The organism is Aliiroseovarius sp. ABM4_368 (assembly GCF_056161205.1).
In genome coordinates this window covers 54,194-75,211 of record NZ_JBSWYR010000003.1, presented here as the reverse complement: position 1 = coordinate 75,211, position 21,018 = coordinate 54,194, and the positions used below count along the sequence as shown (strand labels likewise).

Annotated in this window: 23 protein-coding genes and 1 tRNA gene; 16 read left to right on the top strand and 8 right to left on the bottom strand. The window is 59.1% G+C overall.

The annotated features are described in order from the left end of the window. The first annotated feature begins 39 nt into the window (after nucleotides 1-39). From clpX to ACXAH3_RS09725, 4 genes are all read left to right on the top strand, one after another. Nucleotides 40-1,308, top strand: a complete 1,269-nt coding sequence (clpX, locus tag ACXAH3_RS09740; RefSeq protein WP_474861891.1) for an ATP-dependent Clp protease ATP-binding subunit ClpX — start codon at nucleotides 40-42, stop codon at nucleotides 1,306-1,308. Nucleotides 1,309-1,491: 183 nt separating this feature from the next. Then, nucleotides 1,492-1,863 (top strand): NADH:ubiquinone oxidoreductase subunit NDUFA12, encoded by a 372-nt coding sequence (locus tag ACXAH3_RS09735; protein ID WP_474861890.1) that lies wholly within the window; start codon nucleotides 1,492-1,494, stop codon nucleotides 1,861-1,863. A gap of 45 nt (nucleotides 1,864-1,908) precedes the next feature. Next, nucleotides 1,909-2,367, top strand: a complete 459-nt coding sequence (gene mlaD, locus ACXAH3_RS09730) for an outer membrane lipid asymmetry maintenance protein MlaD (protein WP_474861889.1) — start codon at nucleotides 1,909-1,911, stop codon at nucleotides 2,365-2,367. Beyond that, nucleotides 2,364-2,723, top strand: coding sequence for a DUF2155 domain-containing protein (locus tag ACXAH3_RS09725; RefSeq protein WP_474861888.1), 360 nt, complete (start codon nucleotides 2,364-2,366; stop codon nucleotides 2,721-2,723). Before mlaD ends, ACXAH3_RS09725 begins: the two co-directional genes overlap by 4 nt. On the opposite strand, the gene aat is transcribed toward ACXAH3_RS09725, so the two are convergent. The 5 genes from aat to ACXAH3_RS09700 all read right to left on the bottom strand — a co-directional run bounded on the left by aat (nucleotide 2,687) and on the right by ACXAH3_RS09700 (nucleotide 6,445). After that, nucleotides 2,687-3,280, bottom strand: a complete 594-nt coding sequence (gene aat, locus ACXAH3_RS09720) for a leucyl/phenylalanyl-tRNA--protein transferase (RefSeq protein WP_474861887.1) — start codon at nucleotides 3,278-3,280, stop codon at nucleotides 2,687-2,689. The genes ACXAH3_RS09725 and aat overlap by 37 nt on opposite strands. 63 nt (nucleotides 3,281-3,343) lie before the next feature. Further along, nucleotides 3,344-4,696, bottom strand: coding sequence for an acetyl-CoA carboxylase biotin carboxylase subunit (accC, locus tag ACXAH3_RS09715; RefSeq protein WP_474861886.1), 1,353 nt, complete (start codon nucleotides 4,694-4,696; stop codon nucleotides 3,344-3,346). Between the two features lie 10 nt (nucleotides 4,697-4,706). Beyond that, nucleotides 4,707-5,210 carry an acetyl-CoA carboxylase biotin carboxyl carrier protein gene (accB, locus tag ACXAH3_RS09710; RefSeq protein WP_474861885.1) on the bottom strand — a complete coding sequence of 168 codons (504 nt, stop codon included), beginning with the start codon at nucleotides 5,208-5,210 and terminating at the stop codon, nucleotides 4,707-4,709. Nucleotides 5,211-5,338: 128 nt separating this feature from the next. Further along, nucleotides 5,339-5,785 (bottom strand): hypothetical protein, encoded by a 447-nt coding sequence (locus tag ACXAH3_RS09705; protein WP_474861884.1) that lies wholly within the window; start codon nucleotides 5,783-5,785, stop codon nucleotides 5,339-5,341. Between the two features lie 117 nt (nucleotides 5,786-5,902). Then, complete coding sequence (locus ACXAH3_RS09700; protein WP_474861883.1) at nucleotides 5,903-6,445, bottom strand: LuxR C-terminal-related transcriptional regulator; 543 nt, start codon at nucleotides 6,443-6,445, stop codon at nucleotides 5,903-5,905. A 120-nt stretch (nucleotides 6,446-6,565) separates the two neighbouring features. Between ACXAH3_RS09700 and ACXAH3_RS09695 the strand changes: the two genes are divergently transcribed. Further along, nucleotides 6,566-8,071: a class I adenylate-forming enzyme family protein gene (locus ACXAH3_RS09695; protein ID WP_474861882.1), complete on the top strand. Its 1,506-nt coding sequence runs from the start codon at nucleotides 6,566-6,568 to the stop codon at nucleotides 8,069-8,071. Nucleotides 8,072-8,137: 66 nt separating this feature from the next. Here the strand turns inward: ACXAH3_RS09695 and ACXAH3_RS09690 are convergent, their stop codons facing one another. Continuing rightward, nucleotides 8,138-8,422 (bottom strand): glucose-6-phosphate isomerase, encoded by a 285-nt coding sequence (locus ACXAH3_RS09690; RefSeq protein ID WP_474861881.1) that lies wholly within the window; start codon nucleotides 8,420-8,422, stop codon nucleotides 8,138-8,140. Nucleotides 8,423-8,713: 291 nt separating this feature from the next. Here ACXAH3_RS09690 and ACXAH3_RS09685 point away from each other — a divergent pair, with 291 nt between their 5' ends. From ACXAH3_RS09685 to ACXAH3_RS09650, 8 genes are all read left to right on the top strand, one after another. Next, on the top strand, nucleotides 8,714-10,054 hold the full coding sequence (locus tag ACXAH3_RS09685) for a short-chain fatty acyl-CoA regulator family protein (protein WP_474861880.1): 1,341 nt from the start codon (nucleotides 8,714-8,716) through the stop codon (nucleotides 10,052-10,054). A gap of 115 nt (nucleotides 10,055-10,169) precedes the next feature. Beyond that, nucleotides 10,170-10,538 (top strand): response regulator transcription factor, encoded by a 369-nt coding sequence (locus ACXAH3_RS09680; protein WP_474861879.1) that lies wholly within the window; start codon nucleotides 10,170-10,172, stop codon nucleotides 10,536-10,538. A 7-nt stretch (nucleotides 10,539-10,545) separates the two neighbouring features. Further along, nucleotides 10,546-10,836 (top strand): hypothetical protein, encoded by a 291-nt coding sequence (locus ACXAH3_RS09675; RefSeq protein ID WP_474861878.1) that lies wholly within the window; start codon nucleotides 10,546-10,548, stop codon nucleotides 10,834-10,836. Further along, on the top strand, nucleotides 10,836-13,574 hold the full coding sequence (locus ACXAH3_RS09670; RefSeq protein ID WP_474861877.1) for an ATP-binding protein: 2,739 nt from the start codon (nucleotides 10,836-10,838) through the stop codon (nucleotides 13,572-13,574). The genes ACXAH3_RS09675 and ACXAH3_RS09670 overlap by 1 nt, the downstream gene beginning before the upstream one ends. A 45-nt stretch (nucleotides 13,575-13,619) precedes the next feature. After that, nucleotides 13,620-14,600 carry a FliM/FliN family flagellar motor switch protein gene (locus ACXAH3_RS09665; RefSeq protein WP_474861876.1) on the top strand — a complete coding sequence of 327 codons (981 nt, stop codon included), beginning with the start codon at nucleotides 13,620-13,622 and terminating at the stop codon, nucleotides 14,598-14,600. Between the two features lie 74 nt (nucleotides 14,601-14,674). Then, nucleotides 14,675-15,001, top strand: coding sequence for a TraR/DksA family transcriptional regulator (locus ACXAH3_RS09660; protein WP_474861875.1), 327 nt, complete (start codon nucleotides 14,675-14,677; stop codon nucleotides 14,999-15,001). Between the two features lie 81 nt (nucleotides 15,002-15,082). Next, entirely contained in the window at nucleotides 15,083-15,295 is a 213-nt protein-coding gene (locus ACXAH3_RS09655) for a hypothetical protein (protein WP_474861874.1), read from the top strand. A 131-nt stretch (nucleotides 15,296-15,426) separates the two neighbouring features. Continuing rightward, nucleotides 15,427-17,511 carry a 3-hydroxyacyl-CoA dehydrogenase NAD-binding domain-containing protein gene (locus ACXAH3_RS09650; protein ID WP_474861873.1) on the top strand — a complete coding sequence of 695 codons (2,085 nt, stop codon included), beginning with the start codon at nucleotides 15,427-15,429 and terminating at the stop codon, nucleotides 17,509-17,511. A gap of 44 nt (nucleotides 17,512-17,555) precedes the next feature. On the opposite strand, the gene ACXAH3_RS09645 is transcribed toward ACXAH3_RS09650, so the two are convergent. Beyond that, nucleotides 17,556-17,771 carry a hypothetical protein gene (locus ACXAH3_RS09645; protein ID WP_474861872.1) on the bottom strand — a complete coding sequence of 72 codons (216 nt, stop codon included), beginning with the start codon at nucleotides 17,769-17,771 and terminating at the stop codon, nucleotides 17,556-17,558. A 153-nt stretch (nucleotides 17,772-17,924) separates the two neighbouring features. Between ACXAH3_RS09645 and ACXAH3_RS09640 the strand changes: the two genes are divergently transcribed. Then, nucleotides 17,925-18,182, top strand: coding sequence for a DUF2312 domain-containing protein (locus ACXAH3_RS09640; protein ID WP_247094318.1), 258 nt, complete (start codon nucleotides 17,925-17,927; stop codon nucleotides 18,180-18,182). A gap of 44 nt (nucleotides 18,183-18,226) precedes the next feature. On the opposite strand, the gene ACXAH3_RS09635 is transcribed toward ACXAH3_RS09640, so the two are convergent. After that, entirely contained in the window at nucleotides 18,227-19,105 is an 879-nt protein-coding gene (locus ACXAH3_RS09635) for a hypothetical protein (protein WP_474861871.1), read from the bottom strand. A gap of 87 nt (nucleotides 19,106-19,192) precedes the next feature. Here ACXAH3_RS09635 and ACXAH3_RS09630 point away from each other — a divergent pair, with 87 nt between their 5' ends. Beyond that, nucleotides 19,193-20,854, top strand: a complete 1,662-nt coding sequence (locus tag ACXAH3_RS09630) for an ABC transporter permease (RefSeq protein WP_474861870.1) — start codon at nucleotides 19,193-19,195, stop codon at nucleotides 20,852-20,854. Between the two features lie 46 nt (nucleotides 20,855-20,900). Continuing rightward, a tRNA-Thr gene (locus tag ACXAH3_RS09625) sits at nucleotides 20,901-20,976 on the top strand. Nucleotides 20,977-21,018: the final 42 nt, after the last annotated feature.

Genomic DNA, 21,018 nt, shown 5'->3' with positions numbered 1-21,018 from the left:
GCTTAACGGGGTCGGAATTCGGCCTAATAGGACTGAACTATGGCGAATAATTCCTCTGGCGACAGCAAGAACACGCTCTATTGCTCGTTTTGTGGCAAAAGCCAGCACGAGGTGCGTAAGCTGATCGCGGGACCGACGGTGTTCATCTGTGATGAATGTGTCGAACTGTGCATGGACATCATCCGTGAAGAAACCAAGTCGTCGGGGCTGAAATCCTCGGACGGGGTGCCGACACCGCAGGAAATCTGCCAGGTTCTGGACGACTATGTGATCGGGCAGGGGCATGCCAAGCGCGTGCTGTCTGTGGCGGTTCACAATCATTATAAGCGCCTGAATCACGCTGCTGCCAATGGCGACGAGATCGAGTTAGCGAAGTCCAACATCATGCTGATCGGCCCGACCGGTTGTGGTAAGACGCTGCTGGCTCAGACTCTGGCGCGTATTCTGGACGTGCCCTTTACCATGGCCGACGCCACCACGCTGACCGAAGCCGGTTACGTAGGCGAGGACGTGGAAAACATCATCTTGAAGCTGCTTCAGGCGTCTGAATACAACGTCGAACGCGCGCAGCGCGGCATCGTCTATATCGACGAGGTCGACAAGATCACCCGCAAGTCGGACAACCCCTCGATCACCCGCGACGTGTCGGGCGAGGGTGTGCAGCAAGCGCTGCTGAAGATCATGGAAGGCACTGTGGCGTCGGTTCCGCCGCAAGGTGGCCGCAAGCACCCGCAGCAGGAATTCCTGCAAGTGGACACGACGAACATCCTGTTCATCTGTGGTGGTGCTTTCGCAGGTCTGGACAAGATCATCGCGCAGCGCGGCAAAGGCTCGGCGATGGGCTTTGGCGCTGATGTGCGTGAGAATGATGACCGCGGCGTGGGGGAGCTGTTCAAGGAGCTCGAGCCCGAAGATCTTCTGAAATTCGGTTTGATCCCAGAATTCGTTGGCCGTCTGCCGGTGATTGCAACGCTGGAAGATCTGGATGCGGACGCTCTGGTCACCATCCTGACCGCGCCGAAGAACGCCTTGGTCAAGCAGTACCAACGCCTGTTCGAACTGGAAGAGGCGCAGCTGACCTTCACCGAGGATGCGCTCAACGCCATTGCCAAACGCGCCATTGAACGCAAGACCGGTGCGCGCGGTTTGCGCTCGATCATGGAAGACATCCTGCTGGACACGATGTTCGACCTGCCGGGGCTTGAGAATGTGGACGAGGTTGTCGTGAATGACGACGCCGTGAATTCTGACGCGAAACCGCTGATTATTTATTCGGACACTGCGAAGGAAGAAGTATCCGCCAGCTAACGGTTCGGATTGATTCCCAAAACACTGAAGAAGCCATCGCCTGTGCGGTGGCTTTTCCATTTCTAGGCTGACCTGATGCCAAACTGGCCTCAAATCGCGCAAGGATCGCGGATTGAAAGGCAAAGCTCTGGACCTTCGCCCCGGCTTGGGCCATATCAAAGGTAAGAAATTTCGGAGATCGACATGCGGCTTCTTTCGCTTCTGACATGGTACCACAGTGAGACGATCGGAACTTGGCTGTTCACCCGTCGCAAAGGTGTGAAAGTCGGAGAAGACGATCAGGGCAACGTCTTCTATCGCAACCAAGACGACAGCCGCCGCTGGGTGCTTTATAACGGTGAACCGGAAGCAAGCCGCGTCAGCCCCGAATGGCATGGCTGGTTGCACCACACGTTCGACAATTGCCCGGAAGATAAGCCGCTGGCGCATAAGGATTGGGAAAAGCCGCATCAGGACAATCTGACAGGAACAGCCATGGCCTATGCGCCTGTTGGTTCCCTGCGTCAGGCCGCCCCGGCCGAGCGCAGCGATTATGAAGCCTGGCAGCCCGAGTAAATCGCGCAAGTCGCCGACCAGCCCCCGAAATCAGGGACATTTCGCATGAGCAATAGCCATACAACCGAAGTCGTCACAGGCAGCATCGTGCTGGCTGTTGCCGTTGGGTTCCTACTGTATGCGGGCCAAATTGTTGGCCTGTCGGGCGGGGGGGCGACGGACAGCTATACCGCGTCGTTCCGCACGGCGGACGGTATCTCGATCGGGACGGATGTGCGTCTGGGTGGTGTCAAAGTGGGCGCGGTGACTGACATTACACTGAACCCTGAAACGTTCCGCGCGGATGCGGATTTCACCGTACAGTCGGATGTGGCGCTGCCGGAAGACACCGCCATAATCATCTCGTCCGAAGGTCTTCTGGGGGGCAATTATGTCGAGCTTTTGCCCGGCGGATCGCCCTTCAACCTAGAGCCGGGCGCCGAGATTGAAGACACCCAAGGCTCCGTCAGCCTTGTGCAACTGCTGCTGAAATACGTCGCCGGTGGCGAGGATAGCGCCGAGTGATCCGCGCTGCATTCACCCTGACTGTCGCCCTGCTTGCGGCCAGCGCCGCTTGGGCCGAAACCGCCAAAGCGCCGGGCGCGCATTTGCGTGGGTTGGACAAGGTGTCGGGCACTCCGATGGACTTCAAGATGAATGTGGGCGACACGGTCGAACTTGGCCGTCTGCGCGTTACGCTTGGCGAATGCCGCTATCCAACGGATAACCCATCTGGCGATGCCTTTGCGTGGCTGGTCGTGCGGGATGGCAATGCCGAAGAAACCACATTCGAGGGCTGGATGATTGCATCCTCGCCCGCGCTGAATGCTTTGGATCACCCGCGCTATGACGTCTGGGTTTTGCGCTGCGCGACCGAATAAGCGTCGGGCAGGGGGCGACCTGTTAGATCAGCCTGAACATCTAGCGTATTCTCCAACAGCTCATGATAAGCGGCGCGCGGGATTTCGACCGCGCCCAGACTGGCAAGATGCGGGGTTAAGAACTGCGTGTCGAACAGTGTGAAACCGCAGCCTCTTAGATGGGTCACCAGATAGGCCAGCGCGATCTTCGACGCGTCCCGGCGGCGCGAGAACATGCTTTCCCCAAAGAACGCCCCGCCCAAGGTCACGCCATAGACCCCACCCACCAGTTCGTCGCCGTCCCAAAGCTCAAGCGAATGGGCATGACCCATCCGATGAAGTTGCTGATAAAGCGCGAAAATCGTGTCGTTGATCCAAGTCTCATCCCGGTCGGCGCAGGCTTCGACAGTCTGTGCGAAGTCGCGGCTCAACGTAACTTTATAGGGGGTGCGACGGATCGTGCGGGCAAGGCTGCGCGAGATATGAAACCCGTCCAAAGGGATGATCCCGCGAAGCCTTGGATCGACCCAGAAGACCTCGGGATCGTTGCGGCCTTCGGCCATGGGAAAGACGCCCATGGCATAAGCCTTCATCAGCAATTCAGCGGTGAGAGGGGGAGGAGTGGGTTGGGCCAATGGCCCTTACCCCATGTTTTCATCCAGCCAGCGTTCCAGCCAGTGGATATTGTAGTTACCCGATTGGACGTCGGCCTCGGCCAGCAGCATGTCAAACAGCGGAACCGTGGTTTCGATCCCGTCGATGATAAGCTCGCCCAACGCGCGGCTCAGGCGCGCTAGCGCCTCGGGTCGGTCGCGGCCATGCACGATCAGCTTGCCGATCAGGCTGTCATAGTAAGGCGGGATCGAATAGCCGTCATAAAGCGCGCTGTCCATCCGTACTCCCAGCCCGCCGGGGGCGTGATACTGGGTGATCTTGCCCGGGCTGGGGGTGAAGTTCGGCAGACGCTCGGCGTTCAGACGAACCTCGATCGCGTGACCATTTACTTCCAAATCCGACTGCGCAAAGGACAGCTTGTTGCCTTCCGCCACAAGGATCTGTTCGCGGACCAGATCGACATCGAAGATGTACTCGGTGACCGGGTGTTCCACCTGCAAACGGGTGTTCATTTCGATGAAATAGAACTCGCCATCTTCATAAAGGAACTCGATCGTGCCAGCGCCGGAATAGCCCATTTCGGCCACGGCGTTTGCGCAGATCGTGCCGATCTTCTCGCGGTTTTCAGGGCTGATCGAGGGGCCGGGGGCTTCCTCGAATACCTTTTGGTGACGACGCTGGAGCGAGCAGTCGCGCTCGGCCAGATGGACGCCGCCGCCTTGACCGTCGCCAAAGACCTGCACTTCGATGTGACGCGGTTTCTGGAGGTACTTCTCCATGTACACTTCGTCATTTCCGAAGGCGGCTTTTGCTTCCGAACGGGCGGTGGAAAAGGCGGTTTCGATGTCGGCTGCGGTCTCGGCGACTTTCATGCCGCGACCGCCACCACCGGCGGTGGCTTTAATGATCACCGGGTATCCCATTTCGGCCGCGGTTTTGCGCGCGGTTTCGATGTCGGGTACGCCGCCATCGGATCCGGGAACGCAGGGAATGCCCAGTTTTTTCGCGGTATCCTTGGCCGTGATTTTGTCACCCATCATGCGGATGTGTTCAGCCGAGGGGCCAATGAAGGTGATTTCGTGATCTTCCAGCGCCTGAACAAAGGTCGCGTTTTCCGACAGGAAACCATAACCGGGGTGCACAGCTTGTGCGCCGGTGATCTCACAGGCTGCGATGATCGCCGAGATCGAAAGATAGCTGTCTGTGCCGGCGTTTGGGCCGATACAGACGCTTTCATCTGCCATACGCACATGCATCGCATCGACGTCAGCGGTCGAATGCACGGCAACGGTTTTGATGCCCATCTCGCGGGCAGCACGGATCACGCGCAGTGCAATCTCGCCCCGGTTGGCAATCAGGATTTTATCGAATTGGGCCATGATACGCGCCTTATTCGATGATCATCAGCGGCGCGCCAAATTCAACCGGCGAGCCATCTTCGACCAGAATGCGAGTCACTTTACCCGCGCGCGGGGCGGGGATCTGGTTCATCGTTTTCATCGCTTCGACGATCAGTACGGTCTGACCTTCGGACACGGTATCACCCACGTTTACGAAGGCAGGCGAACCGGGTTCGGCTTGCAGATAGGCGGTGCCAACCATGGGCGACGGAACGGCGCCGGGATGGCTGGCCGGATCGTCCGAAGCAGCAGCGGGGGCCTCAGCGGCAGGGGCTGCTGCCGGCGCGGCGGCAACTGCTGGCGCGGGGGCTGCGGCTGCAACCGGCGCTGCGATTTGTTGAACAACTTCTTTGGCGCGGCTGACACGCACGTTCAGGCTGTCATTTTCGCCATAGTCGCGCATGACTTCCAGCTCGGTCAGGTCGTTTTCCTGAAGCAGTTTCGCCAGTGCTTCGATGAATGCCACATCGGTTTCGTGATTTTTCTTCGCCATGGGTCCTCGCCCTAGATTTGCTGCCTGTCTATCTATGCAGGCTTTGTGTCTTTGCAATGCTTATAAGACGCTACGTAAGGGGAGAAAAGCAAGAAGGGCGGCGAAACTGGAAATTCGCCCGAATTTTGTCAGGATTTCGGAACCGCCTTGGGGAAATCGGGTTTATCAGGCAGGGTCTGCGCGTTGGACTGATGGATCGCGGGTGCGTCCGGCTTATTGTCGTCTTCTAATGCGTTAACAGAAGCGGGTGTTCGGTCTTCCGACAAAGTCCGTTCCAGCTCGATCTGCGCTAAACGTTGGTGCAGCTCGCGTTCCATCTCAAGTACATTCATCTGAAATGTGGGGGGGGGGCCGACGGGTTGGTCTGGATCCAGAGGCTGGGCAACAGTGTCGCGCCTGCCATTCTTGTTCAGGTTTTGCGCGTCGCCATGTGACCGAGCGTTGTGCGAATCCGCGCGGGCTTCGCCAGCAGCGGGCGATTTTTCGACGCGGCTCGGGTCAGGGGCCGGTCGCGTCGGTCTTTGCGCCATCAATGTGGCTTGCGCCCCCAATGAGGACGGTAATGTAAATTCCATTTTAAGCTCCGTTATCTGCGGAGCCCCCACCATTTGAAAACGTAACCGGCCAAAAGTTTCCAAAGGCTTAAAATTCTTAGGAAGTGTTCACCAAGGTTAACGCAGCCTTGTTGTGTCTTAAATCGGCATGCCCGAGAATTTCGCCACAAGCTCGGGCAGTTTGCGGGCACCAAACTTCTGCAACAGACGCGCACGATGCGCTTCGACCGTGCGATAGCTAAGCCCCAACGTCAGGCCAATTTCCTTAGACGTTTTGCCCTGACAGGTCAGGATCGCCACATCGCGTTCGCGCGGTGTCAGCTCGACCACGGGGCGTTCGGCGGACAGATCCGAGAAGCTCCAGACCCCTTGCCGAAAGGGGTCATCGGGCGTCAGGCTGGTGCCGCGGACCCGACACCAAAACATTTCGCCATCCAGACGGCGCATGATGCGTTCGTCTTCATAGCGCCCGGTTTCCCGCAGGATGTCGCCACCCACGCGCGCCACTTTTTCATAGTCTTTCAGGGACGGGTACAACCGTTCCAGTGGCATATCGCGAAAGCTGTCGACCTCGGCCCCGAAGATCTCGGCAAAGCGCAGGTTACATTGGCGCACGATCCTGTTTTCGGTCAGCGCAAGCCCCGTGGGCGCGTTCATGAAGGCAAGATCCATCTGCGTCATGACCCTATCCTGCCAAAGGTTTCACGATATTACAAACAGTTGCGTAGTTTTACGGGGCTTGTGCGGGAGGGGGTTATCTGCCGATAGTTGTATGGTCGATCATGGTGAAAGGGAGGTCTCATGAATCTGGCACATTGGCTTGAGCGTACGGCGCAAGTGCATGGCGACCGGCCAGCGGTTCTTCGTGGACCCGATCAGGTCTTCACCTATGGCCAGTTTTTTCGGGCTGCACAGGGACTTGCCGCTGGACTTGCGGCGCGCGGCATAGGGCCCGGGGACCGGGTGGCGCTGTTCATGAAAAACTGCCCTGAATATCTTCTGGGCTTTTACGGTGTTTGGGGACTTGGCGCGGCGGTGGTGCCGATTAATGCCAAGCTTCACCCGAAAGAGGCCATGTTCATCATTAAGAATTCGGGCGCGAAGCTGATCCTTGCGACGGATGATCTGGCAAGGGGGTTGGCCGAGGTGACGGATGTTCCGTTGATCCATGTCGAGCATGACGAGTTCACTGCGCTGTGCGATCACGCCCCGCTGCCGGTTGCGACACGCGCGGACACGGATTTGGCGTGGTTGTTCTATACCTCGGGCACCACCGGGCAGCCTAAGGGCGTTTACATCAGCCACGGGATGATCCGCTCCACATCGCTGTCTTATTTGTTGGATTGCGACGAAGTTTCGCCAGATGATGCGGTGTTCTACATGGCGCCGATGAGCCACGGCGCGGGCATATATGCCCCCATCCACGTGGCCCGAGGGGCGCGGCATATCACCCCCGCTTCGGGCGGGTTCGACGAGATCGAGCTCTTGGACGTGGCCGAATCCCAAGGCCCACTTCAGATGTTCATGGCCCCGACGATGGTGCGGCGGTTTACCGATATTGCCAAGGCAGCGGGAAGGCGGGGTGAGGGGATCAAAACCATCGTCTATGGCGGAGGTCCGATGTATCTGGCCGATATTGAGGATGCGGTTGATTGGTTCGGACCGCGGTTCGTCCAGATTTATGGGCAGGGCGAATGCCCGATGGCGATTACCGCCCTGTCGCGCGACGATGTGGCCGATCGCACGCATCCGCGATGGCGCGAACGTCTCGCTTCAGTTGGGCGGGCACAAAGTGTGGTCGAGGTTCGGATCGGGGACGAAGCCGGGCAGCTCTTGCCCCCCGGTGAAGTCGGCGAAATCATGGTGCGTGGTACGCCCGTTATGCCGGGCTATTGGAATAATCCCGAAGCCACCGCGAAAACGCTGGTGGATGGCTGGTTGATGACCGGAGATATGGGATTTCTGGACGAGGACGGCTATTTGACCATGCGCGACCGGTCGAAGGACGTGATCATCTCGGGTGGGACGAATATCTACCCGCGCGAGGTGGAAGAAGCGCTGTTGACCCATTCAGATGTGTACGAGGTCAGCGCAGTTGGGCGCCCCAGCGCCGAGTGGGGCGAGGATGTTGTGGCCTTCGTCGTGTTGGCCGAGGGTGCGGTGCTCGATGAAGCCGCGCTGGATGCACATTGTCTGGCCAATATCGCGCGTTTCAAGCGGCCCAAAGCCTATTTCGTAGTGTCTGAGCTGCCCAAGAATAACTATGGGAAAGTGCTGAAAACCGAGCTTCGCAAACTGTGCACGTAAACGCTCTACACATAAAGAAAGGCGCGCCGTTTCGGGCGCGCCTTTTTGCTTTGTAACCTGTCTGAATCAGACCGGGCAGGGTGCCTGACGGTAGGTGCCGTCGCCGTTCGAATAGGCGCACATGTTGGTGTGGTTGTTGCGGGCCACCATGATACCAGCAGCTGCACCAGCCAAAGTCGTCAGAACGGTCCAGTTCTTGTTGGCGCCGATGGCGTTTGCCGTGATCAGGCCAGCGCCGATCCCAGCCAGACCACCAGCGATGGTTTTTTCCTGATCGGTCAGCGGGCGGCTCATGCAAGCGCTCAGCGCCAGAGATGCCACACAGGCAAGGGTCAATACGGATTTCTTCATGTTATCCTCCTGGATGAAAGGCTGTTTTCATACTCTTTCTAGGCGATTTACAGGTCAAGGAAACTTATCAGCGCATTCATGGCTGAACCCGGCGGGATTTCGCCAATACGAGTGTGCAGCGACGGGGCGCGGAGCTACAGTGCTTGTTAATTTGTGCTTTCCCTTAGGGGCGGCTTTGAAAAAAATTTGGTAACAGGTTATAAAAGCGAAATCTTTTTGTAAACTGCACCTGCCGCTTACTGATCGGTTTGAAAACGCCAAGAAAGCCCACCCCAAAGAAAGCAGTCCCCTATGCCGCATTCCAGACTAACCGGAAGTCGAATTCGCGAACGCAGGCTTGTTATGGGGATGAAGCAGGCGGCCTTGGCCAAGGCGGTTGGGATCTCGGCAGCTTATCTAAACCTGATCGAACATAACCGCCGTCGCGTTGGCGAGGATTTGGTGGACGCAATCGGCAAGGCGTTGAAGACCGATCCGGCTGTACTGGCCGAAGGGGCCGAGGCCGAACTTCTGGGCGCACTCAGCGAAGCGGATAAGCGGTTGCCGCAGGCACAGGCCGAATTGGACCGGTCCGAGGATTTCGCCGGTCGCTTTCCCGGCTGGGCGTCGTTGGTCATGGCGCAAAACCAGCGGATTCAAGAGTTGGAGCAGATGGTCGAAGCGCTGTCCGATCGGCTGACCCATGACCCGGAACTTGCCGCGTCCCTGCACGAGGTGATCTCGGCGGTGACGGCGATCCGGTCGACGGCGGCCATTTTATCGGGCGGGGGCGAGGTCGATCAGGAATGGCAGGACCGTTTCTTGCGCAACATGCGCAACGAGGGGATGCGACTTTCGGGTGCTGCGCAAGGCTTGGTCGAGTTTCTGGACGCGGGTGCCAGCGAAGAGGTCGTCCCCATCGGCCCCGCCGAGGAACTCGCCACCTTTCTTGAATTGCACGACCACTATTTTCCCGACTTGGAACACCCGGCCGCATGGCAGGAACAGTCGCGTGATCAGGCCGTTGCTGCGGTGATTTCCGACAGCGCCGCCTTGACTTCGCGCGAGGCGCAGGACATGGCGCGCCAGTTTCTGCTGCAATATGTGACTGACGCTGAAGCGATGCCAATGCAAGAATTTCAAACCGCGCGCGAGGCGCATGGTTGGGATCCCGTCGCCTTGGCGCGTACGTTTAAACAGCCCTTACCGTCGGTCATGCGCCGGATCGCTTTTGTGCCCTCGACGAAAGACGGCGCGTCTGCTGGTGTGATCAGCTGCGATGGGGCAGGGGCTTTGGTGTTGCGCAAAACCGTGCCAGGTTTCGCGCTGCCGCGTTTTGGCGCGGCTTGCCCCTATTGGCCGTTGTTTCAAGCGCTCTCGCAGCCCGAACGTCCGATCCGTGCCGTGGTGCGCCAGCCGGGTGGGGCACGGCGTCGGCATGTGTGTCAGGCCATTTGCGTGCAACGCGATGCGCTGTCCTTCGACCAGCCACCAGCGCTTGAAGCCTTCATGCTGGTACGCGAGCTGGACGACGCATTGGATGGCGAGGCCTTGGCGCGCGCCACGCCGGTGGATGTCGGGTCGGCCTGCCGTGTCTGCCCGCTTCCCGATTGTGCGGCACGGCGCGAGGCGACGATCCTGTCTGCGGGATAACGTTCTAAGGCTTTAGCCAGAGGTTGAATTCTTCCGTGTTTCGCTTGATCGCGGCGGGTTTCTTGGCAATAGTTGCTGAAGGCTGCGGGACAACTGCGGCCAGGGGGAGGGTTTCATGACAAAACAGGTGCTGGTTATCGAAGATGAACCAAACATCGCCGAGGCCATCAGCTTTATCCTAAGCCGCGACGGCTGGAACGTATCGACCCATGACAACGGAACCACGGCGGTGCAGGCGGTAAATGACGTCCAGCCTGATGTATTGATCCTTGACGTGATGCTGCCCGGCAAGTCGGGCTATGACATTCTGCAAGACCTGCGCAGTTCTGACGACACCCGCGCGTTGCCGGTTCTGATGCTGACCGCAAAGGGACAGAAAACGGACCGCGAATTGGCCGAGCGCTTGGGTGTGAACCGGTTCATGACCAAACCTTTCTCGAACACAGAAATGCTCAGCAATCTGCGCGAGCTGGTCGGGGGGTGATAGAGGCATGAGGTCTCCGCGTGAACCTTTGTTTCTTGCCCGCCAAAGTTATCGCCGGCGCCGGATCGAGGACGCCGCGCGGCTGTTGCCCTTGCTGGGCGTAATCCTGTTTTTGTTGCCTTTGATGGTCGGCGGAGCGATCGGCTCGATCCGCCTTGCCTATGTCTTTTCCGTATGGTTCGGGTTGATCGTGGCGGCGATGTTCCTTGCGCGCCATTTGGGGCGCGGCGGGCAAGCGCCAAGGGGCGCCCGATTTGAACCGCTTGCGAAATCCGACGACGCGGCAGGGCGCGATTGATGCTGACCTTCAATACTCTGGTCGGCGTTTGTTTCATGTATGTGTTCATGCTGTTCCTTGTGGCCTTTGTCGCGGACAAACGCGCGCGGCGCAGCAAGGTGCGCTTCTTAAGCTCGCCCATGATCTATACGCTGTCGCTTTCGGTCTATTGTACCGCGTGGACCTTTTATGGCGCAGTGGGGTACGCGGCGCGGTCGGGGCTGGAATTCGTCACCATCTATCTGGGTCCGACGCTGGTGATGATCGGCTGGTGGTGGTTTTTGCGCAAACTGGTGCGGGTCGGTCGCAGCCAGCGTGTCACCTCGATCGCTGACCTTGTGTCGTCTCGCTATGGCAAGTCGAACCTCTTGGGGGTGCTTGTCACGCTGATCGCGGTGATCGGCACCACGCCCTATATCGCCCTTCAATTGCAGTCGGTGACCCTGTCCTTTGCCGTCTTTGCCCGCGACCGGTCCGCCGGCTGGGCCGTGCCGGATCTGGATCAAACCGCCATTTGGGTGGCCGGAGGGCTGGCGCTTTTCACCATCCTTTTTGGCACCCGCAACCTTGATGTGAATGAACGCCACCACGGCGTCGTCACCGCCATCGCGGTTGAGGCCGTCGTCAAGCTGGTCGCGCTGTTGGCCGTCGGGATCTTCGTGGTCTGGGGCGTCGGTGGCGGGCAACAGGGTATCGCAGCCGCGATGAAGGACGCCATTCAAGCCGCCCCCGAAGGTGCGTGGGAGCTGCAGGGCGGGCGATGGGTCGGCCTGACATTCCTGTCCGCCGCCGCCTTCCTGACTCTGCCGCGCATGTTTCAGGTTTTGGTGGTCGAAAACGTGGACGAACGCCAATTGGCGACGGCGTCTTGGGCCTTCCCGCTTTATGTGTTTTTGATGAGCCTCTTCGTCATCCCCATTGCCGTGGTCGGACTGGCTTTGTTGCCGGAAGGCGAAAACCCGGACCTGTTCGTCCTGACCTTGCCCTTGTATTTCGAGCGCGACGGGCTGGCGATGCTGTCTTTCCTTGGCGGCTTCAGCTCGGCCACTTCGATGGTGATTGTCGCCTCGATCGCGCTGGCGACGATGGTATCGAACCACATCATCATGCCGATTTGGCTGTCGACGCGACTTGGGGGCGGCGCATCTGAATATCGCGATGCCCGCCAGATTCTTCTGTCCGCGCGCCGCCTGTCCATCGTTGGCATCCTTGCGTTGGGCTATCTTTATTACAGCCTGTCGGGCGGGGGGGCCGCGCTGGCGGCTATCGGGTTGATCTCGTTTGCGGGGGTGGCGCAGGTGCTGCCTGCCATGGCAGGGGGGCTGTTTTGGCGCGGGGCTTCGCGCAGCGGAGCGGTTGCCGGGCTGATAACGGGGTTTGCGATCTGGGCCTATACGCTGTTCCTGCCCAGCTTCGGCGAGGCCGGCGTGATGAGCGCCTCAATGCTGGCGCATGGCCCTTGGGGGATCGCGGCATTGCGTCCGCAATCCTTGTTTGGCGTAGACGGGTTGGACCCGGTGGTGCATGCGGTGTTTTGGTCTCTGATCCTGAATTGCGCCGTTTTCATCTTGATCTCGCTTCTGTCCTTCCCCAGCCCGATGGAACGTCTGCAAGCGGCGCAATTCGTGAATGTTCTGGACCATTCGGGCCCGTCGCGCGGCGCCAGTTTCAGCGCTGCCACCGCGGAAGACCTGCTGGTAATGGCGCAGCAAATTATGGGGGCGGATCAAGCGCAGTCGTGGTTTCAAGCGCAGGCGGAACAGCAGGGGAAACAGGGCTATCTGCCGGATACGACACCGGATTTCATCGGGCGGCTGGAACGCGAGTTGTCGGGGCTAGTGGGATCCGCCACAGCCCATGCCATGATCGCGCAGATCCTTGGCGGGGCGACGGTATCCGTGGATGATCTGTTGGCCGTGGCAGATGAAACTCAGCAAATGCTCGAGCAGACCTCGCTGATGGAGGCCAAACAGCGCGAGCTGACCACAACCGCCCGCCAGCTGTCCGAGGTGAACGAGAAACTGACCCAGCTGTCGATTCAAAAGGATGCATTCCTCAGCCAGATCAGCCACGAATTGCGCACGCCCATGACCTCGATCCGGGCGTTTTCCGAGATCCTGAGGGACGGTGGCGCGGATGATCCCGAGGCCGCCGCCCGCCATGCCTCGATCATCCATGACGAAAGCGTGCGTTTGACACGGCTTCTGGACGATCTTCTGGACCTCAGCGTGCTGGAAAACGGGCAAGTGCAACTCTATCCCAAGCGCGAGGACATGCGCGCGGTTCTGGACCGTGCGGTGGCGGCCACAAGCTCGGTCATTGACCAAGAAGAGATGCATGTCCACCGCAATCGGTCGGACGAAGGGGTCGCGCTTTACACCGATACGGACCGGTTGGCGCAGGTGTTTATCAACTTGATTTCGAATGCCGCGAAATACTGTGATGCCAATGGCAAACGGCTGGCGATCCGGGTGCGCCAGCGCGGTGGGCAGGTGCAGGTGGATTTCGTCGACAATGGCAGCGGTGTGCCTTTGGAAAGCCAGTCGATGATCTTCGAGAAGTTCTCGCGCCTGTCAGATCAGGCGGCTGCCGGCGGTGCGGGTCTGGGGCTGGCCATCTGTCGCGAGATCATGGACAAACTTGGCGGCGATATCACCTATCTGCCCGGCCAAAGCGGCGGCGCGTTTCGCGTGACCCTTCCGGTCAGCAGCCCGTCGGGAATTCCGTACGAGACCCGCGCGCGCGTCAATCATTTATAAACCTTGTCTTGGCAGTGTCGGGGCGATCTATCGCTTGGAACAGACATGGCCGATCCAGACATACTCAGCGTGTTGCAACGCAAAGCCGGGGCAGGGCGACCACCTTCGGGGATAAGCCCACTGACCGCGACGGGTGCGTTGGGGAATGCCATGCGGCGGGCCGGACAGGACGTGGCCGGGATCCCTATCGCGGCGCAATCCGTTATCGAAGATAAGGCAGTGCTGGATGGGGTGCTGGGCGATCTTCCGGATCAGGCATTGCTGTGTCTGGTGGAAGGGCCAGACAGTGCGTTTGGCATGATTATTCTGGACCCGTTGCTGATGGCGGGCTTGGTCGAAGCGCTGACCATTGGCAAAGTATCACAAGGTGCGGGGCCAGAACGTGCGCCTTCGCGCACAGATGCAGCGATCTGCGCAGACTTCGTAGATCACACGCTGGAGTGTTTCGAGGTCGAGGTGCAAGAGGCCGGTTTGGACATCGCGCCCCGTGTGACCGGTTTTCGCTATGCGATGCCGTTCATGGATCCACAAGTGATCCCATTGACGCTTGAAAATGTGATCTATCGCACTTTCCGGGCCGAGCTGGACCTTGCGGGCGGGGCGAAACATGGCGCTATGACGCTGATCTTGCCGCACCAGCCGCCCGCAAAGCCCAACCAAGACGCGGGCCATGATGCGAACGGCCAAACCATCGCCGATGTGGCGATGACTTGCCAGGCCGAACTGCGTGCCGTGCTGCATCAGGTGCATCTGCCGGTAAGTGATGTCGCGAAGCTGGAGGTTGGGATGGTGATCCCGGTGCCGCTGCACGCAGTCGGCCAGGTCGATCTGTTGGACCTTGAAGGGGGCGTTGCGACCACATGCCAGCTGGGCCAACTGCGGGGTCAGCGGGCGTTGCGCATTGGACCCGCCGCACCGATGGATATCAGCCCAGTCCCCAGTTTAACACCCGCATCGCCAGCCAAGCCAACGCCTTCTCCGGGCCCGGAGCCGGCAAGTACACCAGCCGATCTTCCGGACCCGTAAAGCCTGGATTTGCTTGACCTGTATCAATGCAGCGCTCGTTGTCACGCTTCAAAATCGTGCCAAAGGAGAACACTATGGTAGATGTGAACAGGTATCGCGAAATTCTGAACGCGCGCATGAACGAACTGGACAAGCGCCTTCACGAGATTGAAGATGAACTGGACAGCCATCAGTCGAAAGACTGGGAAGAACTGGCCGTCGAGCGTGAAGAAGACGAGGTTCTGGAAGGGTTGGGCAACTCTGGCCAGACCGAGATTTCGCAGATCAAGGCCGCTTTTGCCCGGATGGACGAAGGTGAGTTCGGGTATTGTGTCGAGTGCGGAAACGAGATTTCGCCCGAACGACTGGACGTTCTGCCGCACACCCCGTTCTGCCGCGACTGCGCAAGCAAACACGTTTGATAACAATGGCCATCAAATAGGGGGCGGTAACCCGGCGGGCCGAAGGTCTTGCCGACAGATAGACAGAAATGGGAGGACACCATGGCGTTTGAAGAACTGAAAGCCTCGATCAGCTTGATCTTGGACGAAATCGCGAAACGGCCCGACGACCGTCACGTATTGCAAGAGCAATTGCGCGAAAAGATTGCCGAGCTGGAGACGCTGGGCTTGCCGGTGCCAGAAGGTATTCGCAACTTCGAGGACAGGTTGGAAGACGACGACGCGGACGATCTGTTCGATAACTTGCCGATCTGACAGGCGGGCATGCGCCTTGAATTGTGGTAAGTCCGACCGATTGGTCGGGAAAGTTGTGGCGAGAGCCTCAAGACCCATTGACAAGGACGCCTTTGATCTGCCCCTTGAAGGCAACTGATCACGGAGGAACCATGTCCGAGCCTGTCACCCTGCGCGTCGAGAACTCTGTCGCTGTCATCACCATTGATAACCCGCCGGTGAATGCCCTAAGCCATGCGGTTCGGACAGGACTGAGCGACCAGATAAAGGCAGCGATCTCGGACGATGCCGTGAAGGCGATTGTGTTGGCAGCAGACGGGCGGACCTTCCCAGCCGGTGCTGACGTGCGTGAATTCGGACACCCGCGCGCAGCACCGATCCTTTCCAGTGTTTGCAATCTTCTTGAAACAAGCCCGAAACCGACTGTCGCGGCTGTGCATGGCAACGCGCTAGGCGGTGGGTTCGAGTTGGCGCTGGCTTGCCATTACCGCATCGTTCTACACAGCGCCAAGCTGGGCCTGCCCGAGGTGAAACTGGGTGTGCTGCCCGGTGGGGGCGGCACGCAGAGAGTGCCTCGGATCGTAGGGGCAGAGGTCGCTTTGGACCTGATGTTGACCGGCAAACCCCTTTCCGCGCCCAAGGCGTTTGATTTGGGATTAATTGACCAGATCGCCGATGCGGATCTCGTCAAAGCGGCCATCGAGATGGCGCAACAAGTTCTTGCAAACGGCGGCAAAACCCGCCCGACCCGCGATCGGACCGAAGGCTTGCAGGATCACGTTGGCTTTGCCAACGCCATCGCCACCCGCCGGGACAAGATGAAAAACGACCCCCAGCCATCGGTCGCGCGGATCATTGATTGTGTCGAGGCGGCTCATATCCTGCCCTTCGAGGCTGGAATCGCCATGGAGCGCGCCGCGTTTGATGATTGCGAGACCGGCCCGGAAGCAACTGCCATGCGCCATGCCTTCTTCGCCGAACGCCGCGCCGCGAAAGTGCCCGAGCTGAAGGGCGCTACCCTGCGCAAGGTCAACTCGATTGGCGTGGTCGGGGCAGGGACCATGGGATCTGGCATCGCAATCGCTTGTCTGGATGCAGGATTTCCGGTCGTTCTGGTCGAGCGCGATCAGGAAGGGTTAGAGCGTGGCGTTCGGCGCATCGTTAAAAACTATGACAAATCGGCCGCCAAGGGGCGCATCACGGCCGCCAAGGGCGAAGAGCGTCTGTCGCGTCTTAACGGCACCACCGACATGCAGGAATTGGCCAAGGTCGATCTGATTATCGAGGCTGTTTTTGAAGACGAGGACGTAAAGCGGGGCGTGTTTGCCCAACTGAACGAGGTGATGAAGCCCGGTGGTATTCTAGCGACCAACACGTCTTATCTGGATATCGACGCGCTGGCGACGACGATCTCGCGCCCGCAGGATGTGGTCGGGTATCACTTTTTCTCGCCCGCGCATATCATGAAACTGCTGGAAATTGTGGTCGGAAAGAAGACTGATCCGAACGTCGTGGCAACGGGCTTTGATCTGGCCCGCAAGCTGCGCAAAGTGCCGGTGCGCGCCGGGGTGGCCGATGGGTTTATCGGGAACCGCGTTTTGGCGGCTTATCGTCTGGCGGCGGATTTCATGCTGGAAGATGGCGCGACGCCCGCGCAGATCGATGCTGCGATGCGCGCTTATGGCTTCCCCATCGGGCCTTATCAGGTTTTGGATATGGCTGGGTTGGACATCTCGTGGGCGCGGCGCAAACGTCTTGCTGCGACACGCGCGCCGGAAGATCGTTATGTCTCGATCGGCGATAAGATCTGCGAAAAGGGTTGGTTTGGTCAGAAATCCGGGCGTGGATACTACATCCATGATCAAGAGGGCGGACCGGTCGAGAACCCGGAGGTGCTGGCCATAATCGAAGAAGAACGCCGCATCCAAGGGATTACTCCGCGCACCTTCTCGCAGCAGGAGATTCAGGATCGCTGCCTGTATGCCATGGCGAACGAGGGCGCGCGTCTGGTGTCAGAAGGGGTCGCCTTGCGCCCGTCTGATGTGGATGTCGTGTTGCTGTATGGCTATGGCTTCCCGCGGTATCGGGGTGGCCCGATGATGGCGGCGGATCAGGTTGGCCTTCTTACTGTGAAGACCGCGCTGACCAGTTGGCGGGCGGAAGAGCCGCGTTTCTGGGCGCCGTCGCCCTTGTTCGATGAACTGATTAAGAATGGTCGCAAATTTGGCGATATGTGAACGCGTGGTTTGAAATGCAGGGGACGCACAGTCCCCTTGCGATCTCAGCCCAGCGACACGCCAAGAATTACGCACATTAGGCCCAGTACCGACAGGCCAAGTGCGCCCATGTTCAGCGCCATCGCCTTTTGAATGCGTGCGCGCAACTGGGCGTCTTCCAACCCTTCGCGCTTGGCTTTCATGACCTTCAGCGCACTGGCGACCAGCCCGATCAGGCCGATAACAGACATGATTGCACCTATGATGATCAGCCAGTCCATGGTGGTCTCCTTCTTGGTTTCCTTGCGCCTACCGCGCGGGATGCCGCTGTGCAAGCCCTCTCAGGTCTTGAAGGCGCTCAACTGTCGGGCTAAATCGGGTTTCAACAACGCCTGTCACCATCCGCGGGCAATCATCACAGGTAAGAGGCCCCCATGGACGATCATCAGACCCAAAGCAGCTATCGTGTCACCGCAGACGAACTTCGCCAGTTCATTGAACGCATCGAGCGTTTGGACATGGAGAAAAAGGACATTGCGGACCAGCAGAAAGAGGTCATGGCCGAAGCGAAAGGCCGTGGGTACGACACCAAGGTCATGCGCAAGGTGATTGCGCTGCGCAAGCGCGACGCCAATGACATAGCCGAGGAAGAAGCCGTGCTGGACATGTATAAGGAAGCCTTGGGCATGTAAGCCCAACAGGCAATTGACTGAAAGGGGCCCCGCGGGGCCCTTTTTTATGCGCTCAGCACAGTGACGCCGGGAATGTTCGCGATGTCTTTCAGATCATGCTCATAGTTCTCGGTCAGTTCGTCGACCAGATCCTGCGTCCATCCGGGCAGGCCAATCTCGTGCTCGACCATGCCGTCTTTGGCGAATTTATCAAGGAACGCCGCCAGAATACGGCGTCGGTGAAGTTCGGACTGGAAGGGGTTTTCCCGCAGATAGGTCCGCAACCGTGTCATGCCGTCCGGCTTGGTGATCTGTTCAAACACATCCAGACTTCCCCGCTCCAGCTTGATAGGATCGTCCAACCCCGCGATTTTGTGCATCACATCTGGCCAGATTAGCGGCGTATCTTCGTTGCACCACACGGTGATCGGCGTGTCCGGGTTTGCTTCGCGAATGGCTTCGATCACGTCCGCCCAATAAAGATCACGTGGGTTTGCTGCCCCCAACATCACCGCGCGTTTTTCATCGTTCAGGTGGGACGCAAGATCCGGCATGAAATTCGCGATATTACTGATGCCGATAAAAAAGCTGACCTCGTGATCAGGAAAAACGTTGCGCATCCATGACGTATTGCGCGCGGCCAACGGATAAAGATGTCCGCCTTCGATTGCACGGTGGTGGACGCCCAAAGAATGCTGATGCCCAAGGATGATGCGCTCAACCTCGTTCGAGTCAATCAGCTCGTCAATCAGCATGTCTTGCGTGTCGGTACTGGCAACGCTGCCTTTCAGCTTGACCATGATCTGACCCAACAGCCCCCGATACCGCGTGGGGCCGGGTACTGCGACCCCTTCCGCGAACAGCTGATTTGCGTTCTTCAGAAGCGATTTCGTCAGAAGGTCATCGTCCGTGCAATGTGCGCCGAGGTGGATCGCGATATTCATGTGCCGCCTGTGTTTTGCTGCCCTGCCACAGTGAAACATACTGAGGATTTCTGGACAGTTAAACTAATTTCAGGTTAAAGCCGAACCATGGTTGAGCAAAAGACTCGGATAGGTGCCACGATAGGCGCTTGGCATTGGCTAAATGTTTGGTCTGCCGGGGCGATTTTGATTGCCGCGCTGGTGTTGATGCCGATTGTCTCGATCCTTTGGCTGGCCCTTACGCCCGAAGAAAATGCGTGGCCACATCTGATGGCGACGACCCTGCCGCGCTATGTCAGCAATACGCTGATCATTTCGCTGTCCGTTGGGGTTTTGTCGGCCGCTGTCGGGACCGGGGCGGCGTGGCTGATCACCATGTATCGCTTTCCCGGCGCGCGCTGGTTGGAATGGCTGTTGCTGACGCCTTTGGCGATCCCGGCCTATGTCGGGGCTTATGCTCTGGTGGACTTTCTTGAATACGCGGGACCGCTTCAAACCGGTCTAAGATCTGTGTTCGGCTGGGAAAGCGCACGCGACTATTGGTTCCCCGAGATCCGCTCGCGCTGGGCCGCGATTGTTGTGCTTACTGCGGCCTTAAACCCCTATGTGTTCCTGCTGGCCCGCGCAGCCTTTCGCGAACAATCCGCCGACGCCTATGAGGTCGCCCGTGCTCTGGGCGCCGGACCCTTTGCCCGCTTCTGGCGCGTGGGCCTGCCGTTGGCGCGCCCCGCCATCGCCGCTGGCGTCGCCATCGTGATGATGGAGACCGTGTCCGACTTCGGTGTCGTTGACTATTTCGCTGTGCAGACCCTGACCACCGGCATTTTTACCGTCTGGCTGGAAAGCCACAACGCGGGCGGTGCGGCGCAAATCGCGCTGGTCATTCTGGGTTTCGTCTTCATCCTTGCCGCGCTTGAAAAACTCGGACGTTCCCGCAGCCGTTTCTATCGTATGTCCCGCCAAAGCCGCCCCGTGGAACCGCGCCGCCTTGGCCGTTTGCCCGGGCTTGCCGCCTTGGTGCTTTGCGCCATGCCCTTTGTCATCGGCTTCGTATTGCCCGTTGCGGTGCTGTTTTCGCACGCGCTGTCAAAACCGGAATACTGGCTGTCGAATGGGCTGTTCTCGGCCTTGCTGCACACGCTGACGGTCGGATCGGTGGCCGCACTTGTGACCGTTATGGGTGCGCTGTTTTTGGTTTATGGGGTGCGCCTGTCCGGCAGCGCATTGGCGCGCAAATTGATGCCCGTGACCACGATTGGTTATGCCGCGCCCGGAGCCGTGCTGGGCATCGGAATTCTGATCCCTGTGGCCGCCGCAGACAACACGATGGCGGATGGCGTTCTGGCATTGACTGGCTGGGATCCTGGCCTGGTCATGACCGGCACCGCCTTTGCCGTGATCTATGCCTATTGCGTGCGCTTCTTTGCCATCGCGCAAGGTGCCACCGATGCCGCGATCGAGCGTGTCTCGCCCAACATCCCAATGGCTGCGCGATCTTTGGGCCGCTCAGCCCGTGGCGCCCTGTCCGAAGTCTATTTCCCCCTGATCCGTGGGTCCGTCGGCACCGCGCTTTTGCTGGTCTTTGTCGACAGCGTGAAAGAGCTTCCGGCAACCCTGCTTTTGCGTCCATTTAACTACGGCACTTTGGCCACGCGCGTCTATGAACAGGCATCCTTGGAACAGCTGGGCCAAGCTGCCCCACCTGCGCTTATGGTCATCGCCGTTGGCCTCTGCGCCGTCGCCCTGATGGCCCGCGCCAGCCGCCGTTGAATTTTGCTTGCACCTTCCGAAAGAAGCAATTAGATCGTGCCCGAGTGCCCCTATAGCTCAGCTGGTAGAGCAACTGATTTGTAATCAGTAGGTCCGCGGTTCGAGTCCGTGTGGGGGCACCATTTCCACCTTCTTCCGCATACGTGCCGTGGGTCGCCTCTTAA

What these genes read in the sequence shown, in the direction of transcription:
- clpX (WP_474861891.1), top strand. Translation starts at nt 40, where the DNA reads ATGGCGAATAATTCCTCTGGCGACAGCAAGAACACGCTCTATTGCTCG.
- ACXAH3_RS09735 (WP_474861890.1), top strand. Translation starts at nt 1,492, where the DNA reads ATGCGGCTTCTTTCGCTTCTGACATGGTACCACAGTGAGACGATCGGA.
- mlaD (WP_474861889.1), top strand. Translation starts at nt 1,909, where the DNA reads ATGAGCAATAGCCATACAACCGAAGTCGTCACAGGCAGCATCGTGCTG.
- aat (WP_474861887.1), bottom strand. Translation starts at nt 3,280, where the DNA reads ATGGGCGTCTTTCCCATGGCCGAAGGCCGCAACGATCCCGAGGTCTTC.
- accC (WP_474861886.1), bottom strand. Translation starts at nt 4,696, where the DNA reads ATGGCCCAATTCGATAAAATCCTGATTGCCAACCGGGGCGAGATTGCA.
- accB (WP_474861885.1), bottom strand. Translation starts at nt 5,210, where the DNA reads ATGGCGAAGAAAAATCACGAAACCGATGTGGCATTCATCGAAGCACTG.
- ACXAH3_RS09705 (WP_474861884.1), bottom strand. Translation starts at nt 5,785, where the DNA reads ATGGAATTTACATTACCGTCCTCATTGGGGGCGCAAGCCACATTGATG.
- ACXAH3_RS09700 (WP_474861883.1), bottom strand. Translation starts at nt 6,445, where the DNA reads ATGACGCAGATGGATCTTGCCTTCATGAACGCGCCCACGGGGCTTGCG.
- ACXAH3_RS09695 (WP_474861882.1), top strand. Translation starts at nt 6,566, where the DNA reads ATGAATCTGGCACATTGGCTTGAGCGTACGGCGCAAGTGCATGGCGAC.
- ACXAH3_RS09690 (WP_474861881.1), bottom strand. Translation starts at nt 8,422, where the DNA reads ATGAAGAAATCCGTATTGACCCTTGCCTGTGTGGCATCTCTGGCGCTG.
- ACXAH3_RS09685 (WP_474861880.1), top strand. Translation starts at nt 8,714, where the DNA reads ATGCCGCATTCCAGACTAACCGGAAGTCGAATTCGCGAACGCAGGCTT.
- ACXAH3_RS09680 (WP_474861879.1), top strand. Translation starts at nt 10,170, where the DNA reads ATGACAAAACAGGTGCTGGTTATCGAAGATGAACCAAACATCGCCGAG.
- ACXAH3_RS09675 (WP_474861878.1), top strand. Translation starts at nt 10,546, where the DNA reads ATGAGGTCTCCGCGTGAACCTTTGTTTCTTGCCCGCCAAAGTTATCGC.
- ACXAH3_RS09670 (WP_474861877.1), top strand. Translation starts at nt 10,836, where the DNA reads ATGCTGACCTTCAATACTCTGGTCGGCGTTTGTTTCATGTATGTGTTC.
- ACXAH3_RS09665 (WP_474861876.1), top strand. Translation starts at nt 13,620, where the DNA reads ATGGCCGATCCAGACATACTCAGCGTGTTGCAACGCAAAGCCGGGGCA.
- ACXAH3_RS09660 (WP_474861875.1), top strand. Translation starts at nt 14,675, where the DNA reads ATGGTAGATGTGAACAGGTATCGCGAAATTCTGAACGCGCGCATGAAC.
- ACXAH3_RS09655 (WP_474861874.1), top strand. Translation starts at nt 15,083, where the DNA reads ATGGCGTTTGAAGAACTGAAAGCCTCGATCAGCTTGATCTTGGACGAA.
- ACXAH3_RS09650 (WP_474861873.1), top strand. Translation starts at nt 15,427, where the DNA reads ATGTCCGAGCCTGTCACCCTGCGCGTCGAGAACTCTGTCGCTGTCATC.
- ACXAH3_RS09645 (WP_474861872.1), bottom strand. Translation starts at nt 17,771, where the DNA reads ATGGACTGGCTGATCATCATAGGTGCAATCATGTCTGTTATCGGCCTG.
- ACXAH3_RS09640 (WP_247094318.1), top strand. Translation starts at nt 17,925, where the DNA reads ATGGACGATCATCAGACCCAAAGCAGCTATCGTGTCACCGCAGACGAA.
- ACXAH3_RS09635 (WP_474861871.1), bottom strand. Translation starts at nt 19,105, where the DNA reads ATGAATATCGCGATCCACCTCGGCGCACATTGCACGGACGATGACCTT.
- ACXAH3_RS09630 (WP_474861870.1), top strand. Translation starts at nt 19,193, where the DNA reads ATGGTTGAGCAAAAGACTCGGATAGGTGCCACGATAGGCGCTTGGCAT.